This is a genomic window from Comamonas sp. 26 (assembly GCF_002754475.1).
Lineage (GTDB): Bacteria > Pseudomonadota > Gammaproteobacteria > Burkholderiales > Burkholderiaceae_C > Comamonas.
On record NZ_PEFL01000002.1, the window covers coordinates 417091 to 431086 of the forward strand.

Annotated in this window: 11 protein-coding genes; 7 read left to right on the forward strand and 4 right to left on the reverse strand. The window is 53.7% G+C overall.

Translation table 11 applies throughout. From position 1 onward, the window contains the following. Window positions 1–100 precede the first annotated feature (100 nt). Entirely contained in the window at window positions 101–496 is a 396-nt protein-coding gene (locus CLU84_RS16440; protein WP_099738449.1) for a helix-turn-helix domain-containing protein, read from the forward strand. A gap of 5 nt (window positions 497–501) precedes the next feature. On the opposite strand, the gene CLU84_RS16445 is transcribed toward CLU84_RS16440, so the two are convergent. The 3 genes from CLU84_RS16445 to CLU84_RS16455 form a co-directional block, all read right to left on the reverse strand. Beyond that, entirely contained in the window at window positions 502–1242 is a 741-nt protein-coding gene (locus CLU84_RS16445; protein ID WP_233210228.1) for a hypothetical protein, read from the reverse strand. Beyond that, window positions 1242–1613: a type I restriction endonuclease subunit M gene (locus CLU84_RS16450; RefSeq protein WP_233210229.1), complete on the reverse strand. Its 372-nt coding sequence runs from the start codon at window positions 1611–1613 to the stop codon at window positions 1242–1244. Before CLU84_RS16450 ends, CLU84_RS16445 begins: the two co-directional genes overlap by 1 nt. A 203-nt stretch (window positions 1614–1816) precedes the next feature. After that, window positions 1817–2458, reverse strand: a complete 642-nt coding sequence (locus CLU84_RS16455; RefSeq protein ID WP_233210231.1) for a hypothetical protein — start codon at window positions 2456–2458, stop codon at window positions 1817–1819. A gap of 390 nt (window positions 2459–2848) precedes the next feature. Between CLU84_RS16455 and CLU84_RS16460 the strand changes: the two genes are divergently transcribed. The 6 genes from CLU84_RS16460 (at window position 2849) to CLU84_RS16485 (ending at window position 11776) form a co-directional block, all read left to right on the forward strand. Next, the gene (locus CLU84_RS16460) at window positions 2849–3841 is read left to right on the forward strand and encodes a site-specific integrase (protein WP_099738455.1); all 993 of its coding nucleotides are present in this window, start codon (window positions 2849–2851) and stop codon (window positions 3839–3841) included. Between the two features lie 92 nt (window positions 3842–3933). Further along, window positions 3934–5547: a class I SAM-dependent DNA methyltransferase gene (locus CLU84_RS16465; RefSeq protein ID WP_099738457.1), complete on the forward strand. Its 1614-nt coding sequence runs from the start codon at window positions 3934–3936 to the stop codon at window positions 5545–5547. Then, window positions 5544–6875 (forward strand): restriction endonuclease subunit S, encoded by a 1332-nt coding sequence (locus CLU84_RS16470; protein ID WP_099738459.1) that lies wholly within the window; start codon window positions 5544–5546, stop codon window positions 6873–6875. The genes CLU84_RS16465 and CLU84_RS16470 overlap by 4 nt, the downstream gene beginning before the upstream one ends. Window positions 6876–7048: 173 nt before the next feature. After that, complete coding sequence (locus CLU84_RS16475; RefSeq protein ID WP_199173791.1) at window positions 7049–7780, forward strand: OST-HTH/LOTUS domain-containing protein; 732 nt, start codon at window positions 7049–7051, stop codon at window positions 7778–7780. Further along, window positions 7777–11061 carry a type I restriction endonuclease subunit R gene (locus CLU84_RS16480; RefSeq protein WP_099738463.1) on the forward strand — a complete coding sequence of 1095 codons (3285 nt, stop codon included), beginning with the start codon at window positions 7777–7779 and terminating at the stop codon, window positions 11059–11061. The genes CLU84_RS16475 and CLU84_RS16480 overlap by 4 nt, the downstream gene beginning before the upstream one ends. Window position 11062: 1 nt before the next feature. Continuing rightward, window positions 11063–11776, forward strand: coding sequence for a SprT family zinc-dependent metalloprotease (locus CLU84_RS16485; protein ID WP_099738465.1), 714 nt, complete (start codon window positions 11063–11065; stop codon window positions 11774–11776). A 294-nt stretch (window positions 11777–12070) separates the two neighbouring features. Here CLU84_RS16485 and CLU84_RS16495 read toward each other — a convergent pair whose 3' ends face one another. Then, a complete protein-coding gene (locus CLU84_RS16495) occupies window positions 12071–13921 on the reverse strand; it encodes a type I restriction-modification system subunit M/S (RefSeq protein WP_099738469.1) in 1851 nt (616 codons plus the stop codon). Between the last annotated feature and the right edge of the window lie 75 nt (window positions 13922–13996).

Consider the following 13996-nt stretch of genomic DNA (forward strand, 5'->3'; position numbering starts at 1 on the left):
TCTCTCTCCTGTTGTATGTGTTCTATACGACTCAAATCGTAGCGCATTGTGTCGTATAAGACGTTGGTTGAAAAGACACATTGGCAGACCCTCAGCGGCCATGAGAGCCAAGGAGTCTGCCCCGTCGCAACTGAACACCACGCCAGTGGTGAAGCTGCCAAATGCCGTCACAAAAGCATTGGGGGCCAAGCTGCGCAGCTACCGCGAGCTGGCGCAAAAGTCACAAGAGCAACTGGCGCATGACGCCGAAGTGGAGCGCTCGCGCATCTCCAAGCTGGAAAACGGCCACATCAATCCATCGCTGCTCACACTCGCCACGCTGTGCCATTGCTTAGGCATCACGCCAGCAGAGCTCTTTGAAGGCGTGACGGCCACTCTGCCACCCGCATCGCAAGGCGGTGAACTGCGTCGCCGCAACCAAGCACACGCCGAGAAGAGTCCAGCACCATCCAAAGTTGTCGATGCCGATCACCGCGCTAAACGCTCCAAGGCATAGGCCACTCACTGCAACTTGCGCACGCGCACCGCTGCCAGCAATCGCACCAACTCCGCAGACCACGACTCCGATTCGTAGTGCCAGAACACTGTCCATGGCTTGGCGTCACCAGCAGATAGATGCAACTGCTTGGCGCGGCGACTACCAAGGCCAGTGGTAGGCAATCGCAGCCGTGCATTGAATGCTTTAAAGCTTGGCTCACCACCGCCAGGGTCCAGCAGCAAGATGCGCTGCGGCTGATGCTTTGATCCAGAAGCCATGCCTTCCACACCGACCGCCAATGCCCAGTGCTTGGTGCGCTGGTGTTTGACCGATGCAAATGCCACCGCCACCAGCTCACCGCGCATCAACCAGTCCAGCGCATGTCTATCCACATGCTCTTTGGCTCCGTACTTGGCAGTCAACTTCAAAGGCAGCTCTAGGCTTTTGACCAACTCCACCCACTCTTTGGCATAGATGCCGCTGAAGTACTTCGGACCGAATGCATTCCAGACCGCTGCGGCCACGCCGTACTTTCGCTGGCTCATGTCGTACATGGCCGAAGCTTTGGCCAGATCGAAGATCACTAAGAGCATCGCCAGTACGTGCGTTCCGCAAGCGCCGTCGAGCATGGATTGCTGCATAAAGCAGCGCACCGGCTCTTGGCGCTGCTGCTGAACGGTCAGCGCATGGCCGGTCTGCAATGCGGCATGCACGCGCTGGAATCCATAGCGCTGTGGTGCAGAGATAGACGTTCCTTGACGCATCAATACTCCGATGGAAGCAGTAGCGTTGTGGCCGAGCGGTCAGCTTCTGTGATGATCCACAGGGTAGGCAAGCTGCTGCGTTTGTCTTGCGGCGTCTGCTGCAGCGCTTCTGCACCCACCAGCCGGTAAACGCTCATCACGCGCATACGTTGCCGAACGGCTGCCTCGTTAGTGGCTTTGTCTTCATCACAGCAGTCACCCCAATCGCCATGCACATGGCGTGATACCAATGCCAAGGCACTGAAGCCGGTTTGCTCTAGCAGCTCCAAAGCGGCAGGCGTTGCCACCAACTGGCCGAGAGCAAAGCGCGGCGCATTGCTCATCAAAGTCATGCGGTGTGCCGCAACAGAACGAGAAGAATTTGCTGACATGGAAGTACTCCTTGGTTGAACGTCAGACACAAGAACTCCACGTGCGAATCGCCGACGCCGCTGCCCCATACGGGCGAGCGCAGTCCTCCGCATGCGTGGAAACGGATAAAAAATGGACCGGCAAAGCGGTCCATCAAGAGATACAGAAATCAGAGCAGCGGCGACTTCACATCGCCATCACAGGCCAAGCCACCGGCGCTGTGCTAAATCGACAGTCCCACCACAGCGAGAAGCTCAGCATCTGTCGCATAGCTGAGACTTAGTGCTTGAACCGTTGCCGGCCATATGCCCAGCAACGACTTCAAGTCAGTATTGGCGTCGCACGGCTCATACTGATCCAGCACGCCAAGCAGGCTCAGTTGCTCATCCAGCGCCACATCGACAGCGGCCAGATCAACACGCCACCATTCAGCCAGCAGAGCACGCAGGGATGAAGCTGGTAGTTCAAAACACGGCCACGCCGCACCGCCATAGTCCAGGTATGCACACAGCAGCCGCAGCCACTCAGCCGAAGACAAGTCCAAGTGCTTACGAAGCCGCTCCAGATTGCGAGCCGCTGGTGCTACATCTACCGGCAGTGCTGGGCACGGTGCAGCCATCAAGCGCTCCACTACCAGATCAGGCTCCATTGGCTGATCCGGCATCATTGAACCAAGGAAGGTTGGCACTTCAAAAAAGCATGGACTCTGCGCATGGCCCAGCACCGGCCAGTACAGCAACTCCAGATCGCGTGACACATCCGCCAGTTGCTGTGCATCGAGCACATCTACCAGCACCAGCAACAAGCGCTGCAGCATCAGTATGCGGTGATGGCGGCGAAACGCCAGATTGCTCAGCGAATTCAATCCAATGAGAAAACAAGGATTGGGATTAAAACTCTGCACGCTCATATTGAAACCATCAATATCTAATAATGCTGCACCGCACTACAAATAATGCATATTTATCCGTGCATAATGGTATTATATCAATAATATAAGAAAATGCCGTATTTTTAGCGGTTTTATGGCTATTTAAGCCATATATACAGAACAACTACATAAACTCAGCAAAAACGCTGAATTGCAAGTCGTTCGTTGTAGTAACTCAAATCCCCAGCCATCCCTCAAAACCAGCAGTAGACGCGCCTGTAGCAATGGCGTACCCCACCTGCGCGTGCTTTGAAGCTGGCTGAATCCCATTCAAATCCTGACTATCGATAATCAATCGTTATCGATATTTAAACTGGAGATTTCATGAGCAATAAACACTCGACAATTTCAGTCGCTGGAAAATCTCACACTCGAAAAACAGTGAAAAATATCACAAATCGGATTACAAAGAATAAGATAGTAAAAAGCGGCTCAGTTCAAGAATATATGGATGCAAGTCAAGCCGGCGCCACAAAGCGAGCCTACGGCTCAGACTTGCGGCACTTCCTGGCACATGGTGGCGCGATGCCTTGCACGCCCAAGCGCTTGGCAAAGTATCTGGCTGAGTCTGCAAACGATGGCTTGGCTGTTGCCACACTGGAGCGCCGCGTCACCGCAATCCACAAGGCGCATGTCGATCAAAAGCACGGATCACCAGCGCACAGCGAAATCGTCAGACAAGTCATGCAGGGCATACGCCGCACGCTCGGCACCAAGCAGCGGCAAGTGAAACCACTTACAAAAGATGACTTGCTGCCCGCACTTGAAACCATAGAGAGCGTTCACATGCCGGTCAGAGCAGCGCGAGACCGAGCGATTCTATTGATCGGCTTTGCGTCGGCCATGCGCCGATCTGAGCTCGTTGGCGTGTGCGTGGAGCATTTGACGTTTTCACCGGCAGGGCTTGAAATTGAACTACCAGTCAGCAAGACGGATCAGGAACAGCACGGTCGCACCGTATTTATCCCGCGAGCCAATGGCAGTCACTGCCCGGTCACCGCACTGATGTGTTGGCTTAAGACCGCAGGCATCAGAACGGGGCATGTTTTTAGGTCCGTCAACCGCTACGACGGCATTGCCACGCAAGGATTGACGCCGCAGTCGGTGGCTCTCATTGTGAAGGGTGCCATGGCACAAGCCGGAGCTGATGCTCGAATTTTCAGCGGCCACAGCCTGCGAGCAGGTTACTGCACTACCGCCGCCGAGCAAGGCTTGCCGTCTTGGCAGATACGTATGCAGACGGGGCACAAATCCGATGTGACACTGGCACGATACATCCGGAAATCCGACTGGCAAAAAGCGCAAAGTCTGCTGTGACCGGCGCAGGTCGCGCCAGAATTCGCACAGAGGTCATATGAGAATGCCGTATCGATTTTTTTGGTCATACTCGTCTTTAAAATCAGGCCCTTATGGCAAATCAACTTACCCTCGACACGCTCGAATCCTGGCTCTGGGAGTCAGCAAACATTCTGCGTGGTTCCATCGACTCGTCGGACTTCAAGAACTACATATTTGGCTTGCTGTTTCTCAAGCGCTTCAACGACGTGTTCGATGAGCGAGTCCTTGCACTTCAAAAAGATGAAGGGCTTAGCGAGGTTGACGCCTTGGTTGAGGTGCAAGACAAGTGGGGCTCGTTTCCCAAAAGTGCTCGCTGGCCAAGCTTGATTGCCCAGACTGAAAACATTGGTGAGGCGCTGGACAAAGCATTCGCCACGATTGAAGCCCACAACACAGAGCTTCAGTATGTGTTGACGGCCACCCAGTACGGCGATAAGCGCGTGCTGTCAGATGCCACGCTCCAGCGCTTACTGCGTCACTTCAACCAGTACAAGCTGGGTAATGATGACCTTTATAAAGCTGACATGCTTGGCGACGCCTATGAGTACCTGATCAAGCAGTTCGCTGATGATGCAGGCAAGAAGGGCGGAGAGTTCTACACCCCTAAGGCTGTGGTGCAATTGGTAGTAAAACTCATCGACCCACAACCTGGTCATAGCGTGTACGACCCAACCTGCGGTAGTGGCGGCATGCTGGTGGAAAGTGCTGACCACATTGCTACATTGCCCAATGGTCTGCTGCTGGGCAATAAGCCCAATGTGCTGTTATACGGGCAGGAAAAGAACCTTGGCACTTGGGCCATCGCCAAGCTCAACCTCTATCTGCACAACATGCGCGCCGAGATTGAGCGCGGTGACACCTTAGTCGAGCCCAAGCACCTTGCTGGTGATTACCTCAAAACCTTTGATCGAGTGATTGCCAACCCCCCATTTTCTGCGAAGGCCTGGTGGTCACCTCTGGAGCTTGCCAATGAATCCGAACAGGAAGATGGTAAGAAACCTAAGGCACCAAACTACAAACAGGTCAGTGACCCCTACGGGCGCTTTGTCTACGGCATCCCGCCGCGTGGCTATGCCGACCTCGCCTTCGCCCAACACATGCTGGCCAGCCTCAAGGCCGATGGCCGCATGGGCATCATCCTGCCGCACGGAGTGCTATTCCGCAGTGGCGAAGAAGGCAAGATTCGCGAAGGCCTGCTGTTCGGCACCGATACCGCCAGCGGCAACCAGCCCGGTGACCTTATCGAGGCCATCATCGGTCTGCCCTCGGCCCTGTTCTACAACACCGGCATTCCGGCCTGTGTGCTCGTTCTGAACAAGCGCAAGCCTGCTGCACTCAAAGACAAGGTCATCATCATTGAAGCCAGTCGCGACTACCTCGAAGGCAAAGCCCAGAACAGCCTGCGCAGCGAGGACATCGCCCGCATTGCCGACACGCACAAAGCTGCTTTCGAGCAGCAGACCGAGGTGGAGAACTACTGCCGGGTCGTCACGCTGGACGAAATCCGCAACAACGACGGCAACCTCAATATTGCCCGATACATCGACAACGGCGAAACCGAAAAAATCATCGATGTGGAAGCCACTTTGTCGCAGTTGGCGGCGCTGGCAGAAAAAGAAGCGCAGATTGATGCGCGACTAAATAGCTATTTGGCTGAATTGGGTTTGCTGGAGGCTGACGCATGAGAGCCGGCAAGCAGGGCTACAAGGAAACCTCAGTCGGTTGGATACCCATTGACTGGGTGGCAACAACACTAGGCAATGAAGTCGCAACAATTATCGGCGGAGGAACCCCTTCCAAAGAAGTAGCCGAGTATTGGGGAGGTGACATTCCGTGGGCGAGTGTCAAGGATTTTGTCGGTTCGCGATTGAACAAGACCCAAGACCGCATAACTCGTCAAGCAATTAAGGCAAGTGCCACCAATCTAATACCTGCAGGTACATTGATTACACCAACAAGAATGGCGCTAGGACGTGTCGCTGTTTTTGACTGTGAAGTCGCCATCAATCAAGACCTGAAAGCTATTTTCCCTAAGTCATCATTGCTAAAAGAGTTTCTCTTTTACTGGTTTCAGGCCAACGCTGACCGCATTGAAGCAGCCGGTACCGGCTCTACTGTCAAAGGGATTCGGTTGGAGACACTGCGTGAGTTTTGGCTCGCACTTCCGTCACTCCCAGAACAACAAAAAATCGCCGCTATCCTGACAGCCGTGGATGACAAGCTGGATGTGATTGCGCGCCAGATTGAAGTCACCCAGACTCTCAAGCAGGGCCTGATGCAGACCCTGTTCAGCCGGGGTGTTGGCACCCAAGATGCCGATGGCCGCTGGGTGCCACACGCAGATTTCAAGGACAGTGAGTTGGGGGTGACTCCGGCAGGGTGGAAAGTTGGAGTAATCGGAAACTACGTAAGCGCACTTCGTTCCGGAGTTAGCGTAAATGCTGAAGATAGAACCCACCAAGAGGGCGAAGTAGGTGTTCTTAAAGTCAGCGGCGTATTGAATGGCCAGTTCCGCCCAAATGAACACAAAACGGTATTGTCTGAGGAGCTTTCCCGAGTTGCTGAACCTGTAAAGCAAGGCCGAATTATTATTAGCCGCGCTAACACGCCAGCACTTGTAGGGGAGTCTGCTTATGTGGACTCAAGCCGACCAGACCTTTTCCTCCCGGACAAACTTTGGCAGACGCAAGCGTCTGATACGCCTCATTCAGTGAAGTGGCTTGCTTACTACCTGCAAAGCCCATCCGTACGCCAAGAAATCAGCAAGGCGGCGACCGGAACCAGTGGAAGCATGAAAAACATTGCAAAACCTGCATTTTTGGGAATTCCAATGCCCCTCATACCTCTACCTGAACAAGAAAAGATGGCAGATATATTGACCGCCGTTACATCGAAACTGACTGCTTTGGTCGGCAAGCAAGCCCACTTTCAAGCACTAAAGCGCGGCTTAATGCAAAAGCTACTGACGGGCGAGTGGCGGGTCAGCGTGGACGCCAGCGCGACCGGAGCGTAAGGGACTGGATGGCGTCGCAAGCACTGCTCACCCCTGACTCCCCACTTGAACTGCAGCGTGATGTACAGCGCAAGCTGGGGCGGTGCTTGCTGCGCCTCCAACAATACGAAATCCTGCTCAAGGGATTGGTAGCTCACAGCGACCTCGCCGGGTCTCCCGCAGAATTGCAAGCTGTGCGAGACGCTCAGGTGGCCAGCGCCCAGAAGAAGACCTTGGGCACCTTGGTCGGCATGCTGACCGAGCGCCATCTGGCCTTGGCTGATGACTGTGATAGCACCGAAGACCCACAGCAAGACAACAGTAGTCTATGGTGCCAGTTTCGTTTTCGGGTGCAACTTGATGCCAGCCAGCACCAAGCGACAACCGCCGCACTTAAAGAGTTGGTGGACCTGCGCAATGAGCTGGTCCATCACTTTTTGCAGCGGTTCAACATCTGGGAGCATCAAGGCTGCATAGACGCAGACGCCTATCTCGATGCCAGCTACGAGACGATTGACGGCCATTACCTGACCTTGCGCGGGTGGGTTCAGACCTTGGAAAAAGCCCGTAGCGACATGGCTGCCTTCATGAAAACCGCGACGTTTGAGGACCTACTTGTGAACGGCATTGCGCCGGATGGTTCGGTGGACTGGCTCGCCAGCGGGGCCGTTCGCTGCCTGCGCGATGCGGAGTCTCGGTTCATGGTGGATGCGTGGACCCAGCTCAATACTGCAACCTCGTGGATTCGAGCCGAACACCCCGACCAAAATCCTCAGCGCTATGGCTGTGGCAGCTGGCGTCAAGTCATCCACGAGTCTCAGCAGTTTGAAATTCGCAGAGTAAAGAACAAGGAACAAGGCTGCGGCGAAGTTTGGTATCGCAGCCGCCTGGAGGAGAGCAGCATGCAAAGAAAGAAAAGCCCATGAGCCAGTCACCTGAAAAGACTGGCGTTGAAACGCCTGCCATCGAGTCGTTGGTCAAGCTGGGCTACACCCATCTGCCCGGTCACACAGTGCAAATGGAGCGCCGCCACCTCGCCCCGATAATTGAGGATGTGCTGCGCCCCCGGCTGCTGGCCCTGAACCCGTGGCTGGCCACTGCACCCGGTGGAGTGGATACGGCCCTGATTGAACTGCGCAAGCGCGTCAACGACGAGCTGCTGGTTGCAAACAAGGCGTTCTGGGAGCAGGTGGTGCACCGCTCGGACATTCAAGTGAAGGATGCCGAGGGCAAGCCGCGCAGCGTACGCTTCTTCGATGCAAGTCAAGTAGTTCTCAACGACTTCCATGTCGTGGACCAATACGTCGGCAAGAATGCGGATGGCGACCTATTCCGTCCAGACCTGCTGCTGTTCGTCAACGGCTTACCGCTGGCCATCATCGAGTGCAAAGCTAGCCATCACCGCTTAGATGAAGCGCTCGCGCAACTGGATGGTTATCAAGCGAGCTTTCCGGCTCAATTCGTATTCAATCAAGTTTGCGTGGGTCTTAATCGTAGGCAAGGCTTGTATGGAGCCATCCTTACCAAGCCTGCCTTCTATGCACGCTACCGCTTGCAGGACGCAGAACTCGCGATGGTGGAGAAGACTCTGGGCACAGACCCGAGTGAGCAAGATCAGCTACTGTGGGCACTGTTTGAGCCCAGCCGCTTCCTGGAACTCATCACCCACTGCGTCCTGTTTGAAACCCGCGATGGCAGGACCATCAAGAAGCTGCCACGCTACCAGCAATGGCGGGCTGTAAGCAAAGCCATCGCTCGATTGAAGGCAGAAAAGCCTATGGGCGGCGTAGTCTGGCACACCCAAGGTAGCGGTAAATCGTTAACCATGGCTCTGCTGGCTCGAATACTCAGGGCAGATAGCACTGGGCTGAGCAACCCAACTGTGCTGGTTCTGACCGACCGCAAGGATTTGGACAAGCAAATCTTCGATACCTTCCACGCGGTAGGCATCAAGGCTATTCAAGCTGTCTCTGTCGATGGTCTGGTGAAGTTACTTGGGAATGACTATGGCAGTGTGTTTACCAGCACGGTGCAGAAATTCCAAGAGAGCGAAACTGCCACCGAAAGCGCTGACAGCACACCCGATGAAGAAAACGACTTGTTCCAATCCATCCGGCATAGGCGGCTGCGCGAAGACAAAGATTTCTTCATGGTTGAGGAGCGCAACGCCAATCATGGTTTGCATGACGATGATGGTGTACTGCTGGAAGCCAAATGGGAAGAAGTCGGCCGCGAAAAGGTCAACTTCCGCGTGTTAAGCGCCAAGCCCAATTTCTATGTCTTGGTTGATGAAGCCCATCGAAGCCAATACGATTTCTTGGCTGCCTTCATGCGGGCCAGCTTGCCCAACGCTAAGTTCATCGCATTCACCGGCACACCACTGCTGCATGATGACAAGCACACGCTGGCCGAGTTTGGCGGCGACACTTATATTGACGAATACCGCTTGCACGAGGCAGTTGCTGATGGTGCGACCTTACCCATCAAATACCGAGATGCTTGGGTTGAGCTTATTCCCAACTCCAAACTAGATCAGGCATTCAAAGATAAGTTTGCTCAAGAAGACGAAGCTCGGCAGCAAGCATTGAAGAAAGAGCTGCTTGCCAGATGGCGTAAGGCTGAAGGCCGTATGGAGCAGGTAGCAGCTCACTTGGTCGATCACTTTCTTACCAATGTGAAGGCCAAGGGGTTGAAGGCCATGCTGGTCTGTGATGGCCGCGACATGGCAATCCGGTACAAAGACCTACTGGATGCATTGATGCAAGAGAGGCAAGCCAAGGGTCTGCCAACGTTTGAAAGTCGTGTAGTTATTTCCTTGGCGGGCGCAACGGCCTCCCGTACAGGAGCCAGCGAGCAGGCTGCAGCACAAACAGCCGGAGTCACCAAGGAAGCAATTCAGACCATTGAAGAGCGTGTCAGGGCCGAAATCAAGGCTGACAAGCAGCCAGTCGCTCTACCAACAGAGCAAATATCCAACTTTGTCTCCAAGCTGTTCCCTTTGCCGTATGGCGATGAAGCCAAGGGGGCCGATGGGCAACAGCACGCAAATAACGTGGGCCTCATCATCGTGTCAGACATGCTGCTCACTGGATGGGATGCTCCCATTGTCAGCACCATGTACCTCGACAAGCCTCTGAAGGAGCATACCTTGCTGCAAGCCATTGCACGTGTGAACCGCACCATGGCAGGCAAAAACGCGGGCTACATCGTTGACTATCACGGCGTGGTTGAGCATCTCGACCACGCGCTGAAAATTTATGGTGGAGAGGTCAAACCGTCGCAAGTCTGGGAAGGGGTAGAAACTGAGCTTCCCAAGCTGCAGGCAACTCTTGAACGCATCCTGTCTTTGCTGCCAAAAAAGCATGACCCCGTTAGTCAACGCGAGGACTACAAAGAGGATGCTGAACGATTCTTGGACCCCGCCACGCGGTTAGATGCTGTCGAAGATTTCTTGGAATTGGTAAAGCACTTTAACCGCAGCATCGACATTATCTTGCCCGATGTGCGCGCTGTTCCCTTTAAACCGTACTTCACGCTGCTTGCAGAAATCCGCCTGATGCTGCGCGACAAGCTGCCAGACACCACGTACCGCGAACGCATCACCAAGCTGGAATCTGTATTGCTGCAGCAGTTGCTGGATGAGTACATTGACGCAAGCCCGGCTAAAAGCTTGCTTGGAAAAGATGTGTCCATTCTGGACGCCAGCGACATGGCTAGGTTAAAGAAGCTTGCGAGTCCTGGCAGTCAGGCGCTGGTGATGAAAAACCAGTTGAAGCACACCATCGCCACCGGCAAAGACAAAGACCCGGCATTTTTTGACAAACTGGCCGAAGAGCTTGAAAAGCTCCTGGCCGAAGAAGCGGTAGGCCGCATCAGTCAGGCTCAGTTCTTGGAGCAACTCGAACTGTTTGGTCAACGTATCAACGATAAAGACAATACAGGTTTCCAGCATCCTGCCCACTCGGCGGTCTATCACTATCTAGCAGCACTTCTGGGTGAGGCTACGGCTCGTATCGCCACAACGAAGCTGTTTGAGGACAACGACCTGAGCAAAACCTTAGCGGCCGCCAATTGGAAGCAGATGTTCGACCTGCACCCAGATTTGCGCACGTTGCTGCACAAGCTGTTGATTCCGCTTGCGGGATGGGAGCGTTCGGTCGCAAGAGAGCATGCGAAGCGCATACTGGACATTCTGCTGAAGAACTGACATGCCTTTGTTGCAGTACGGACGAACCACCATCGAATGGCGCTTTCAGCCAGATGCAACTTTGAAGCGCCACTACGTGACAGTCGAACGTGGTCAGGCTGTACTGCTGCGTGGACCCTTGGTAAATGAAATTGAGCAAGAGGCTCTTGTTCGCCAACGTGCTCGCTGGATTCGAGAAAAGCTATCGCAGGTCAATCAGCCACAAGCTATTGAGCCTATCGTCACGGGTAGTCGCTTGCGCTACTGTGGTCGCAGCTACTTCACGGAAGTAAGGCATGCGCCAAACTTGACCACGCCTCAGCTGACGTTCACAGCATCCCGCTTCATCGTAGAAAACCCAACGGGGTTGAGCATCGAGCCCGACATACTCGCCCCTTTACTAGATGGCTTCTATCGTGAACGTGCTCACGAAAAACTCTTGACTCGTGTGCGTCACTGGGAGCGTCAGACGGGAATGCAAACTCATGGCACACGCATTCGGCATTTCCAGAGTCGCTGGGCCAGCTGCAACTCGCAAAACGTATTGGAGTTTGATCCACGTGTGATGGAACTATCGGCTAGCGTGCAAGACTATGTGATCGTGCATGAGCTGTGCCATACAGTGGAAAAGAGCCATACCAAAGCTTTCTGGGGATTGGTTGCCAAGCACATGCCTCGCTGGCAACAACACCATGCACTGCTTGATGCTGCCAATCTAACTCCGCGCAAAATTTAAATGCGGTGCAAGCTGCTCGACCCATAGAGCGACTTCATGTCACATTGAAGTTCTTTGTTTAGATCGGCTTCATAGTGGCATTTAACTGTCATTGGGGCTCTTACCACCGAAGGATGACAGCCACAACACTCGGAATCACAATGGCCAAACAAAAGCCTAGATAGCGAATCGTGTATCCATTTTGGTGACGCCTCCATGCTTCCAGCTTCACTTCAGGAGGATCACTTTGGAAGTACTTGAAATTGTCCGGTTCTTTGGGAAATTTTGGCATTGGCATAGTGATTCCCTTCCTGCTCAAGGCTGTGCCCATAGATGCGCTGCGATGGCGGCCTGCTCATTGCGCAACTGGTCGATTTGATCTTGTAGGTTGTCCTCAAGCTCTAATGCTTGGATGGCCTCATCTTGTTGTTGAGAGTTGGGCAGCCATATCGAAAGCGCCATAAGTTCTCGCAACTGAATCAAGGGCGTCGTTGCACCAACCACAATGCTTTGCAAAAGCTCCTGCCCCTGGTTGGAACGTAGTAGCAGGAACAATGCTCGTGCATCTATGGGGGTGGATGCATGCATGCGCAGCACAATCCCCGATTGGCCGACAATCCAAGGTGTGGATAACTGAAGTACATCTTTTGAAACGATGCCGACTTTTCCTGCACCACCTTTAACAATGAGCACTATGTCTAGCGGCTCTAGGTAGAGCGATTCAGTCTGAGCCAAAAGCTGTACAGGTAGGTCAAGCTGCCGTTGTGCATCCCTAATATAGCCATGAGAAGGCAGGTCTTGTGCACCGACCTCATGCACTCTGAAGGTGCTCTCCATCGACTGCGAAGCTTTGCGAAGAGTCGGATGCAGTGGGCGCACTGTATGCACTAAATCTGCTAAACGAACCAATGGTTGCGAAGGTGATGGCGTAAATGAGGATGTTGCTTGCGCAAGGAGACGACTGACCTGTAACGTATTTGCGTCCAGTATTTCTGAGCGTGTTCGCGTAGCCTCGTTTGTCGATGGCAACAAAGCTGGTGACTGAATACGACGAGCTAAGTGAACTGGGTCAATCAAGCTCCACCGTGTTTTGGACACTGCTTTATAAAAGGGGCCATTGCCCACATCAATAAAGTGAACTTGCTCATTCCCTCCGCGCGGGTCCAAGACGAGAACTGCAGTGGCAACACCCGTGACTGGCAGCAGTCCTTTAGGCATTGCCAATACTGCGTGGATCATTCCACGTTGCACAAGATCATTGCGCAACTGAGCTTCAGCACCGGCACCAGACAGCAATGTACTGGGCACAAGAACTACCACTCGACGCTTTGCCTGGGCCAACAAATGCCTTACGACAAGCACGGTGCCAGATGTGGTTTGCTCAGGAAATCGGCACCATTGATCTTGCTGTGACAAATCACGCTCATAGCGCATCCCGAAGGGGGGACATGCAAGAGCCACATCGAACTGAATCAGTCCGCCCTTCTGACTTAATGCTGTCGGGTGCACCACTGGATCAGTGCAATGCACAGGCGCTTCAAGATTAGCAAGTAATTGCACGAGACGCGTGACATTTTGGCGTTCAGGAGTCTCGGTGTACGGCATGGCACCCAGCCGATGCACTGCAACAGAAAACTGAGAAGACGTGTCCCAAGGAGTGTAGACATTGTCGCGCCCCTTTACGTCTCCAAGCTCCACCATAAGTTCAACTAACTCGCGAGGGAGTAACGGAAAAGAGCCGTATGCATGAGAAGCTAGCGACTCACCTTGCCCAAACGAGTCTGTATTCAGAGACAGAACCTCCTCCAGCGACAGATTGTCTAGTTTGCCGTTTTGCAGAATCTTCCAAGCCGTATGAACCAGCGTCTCAATATTTTCTTGAGGCAGGCCTTTGAGGGGCAGTAGATCACTCAGAAGTTGATCTTCCGAAGCCGCGATGGCTTGCGACAGAGCATTGCTGATAGACGTTTGCCCATGTTTCAGGGCGTTTTGGACCTTAGCCGATTCTGGCAAACGATTGAGTTCAGAGAGCTTAGCCCACCCAAGAAGGGCCCACCCCACAGCAAAGGCGACACTCGGACTGAGTGCTTGATCAAGCAAGTGGCGGAAAAGGTCTGAAGGTTGGGCTGCATTCATGAATCGAAGTATTACATACTTCGGATTCATTCATCAAGAGCGCCAACAGAATTTTGTTTTGCTTGCTCAGCATCGGTGCCCAAGGTCCCGTCAATTTGGCTTTAA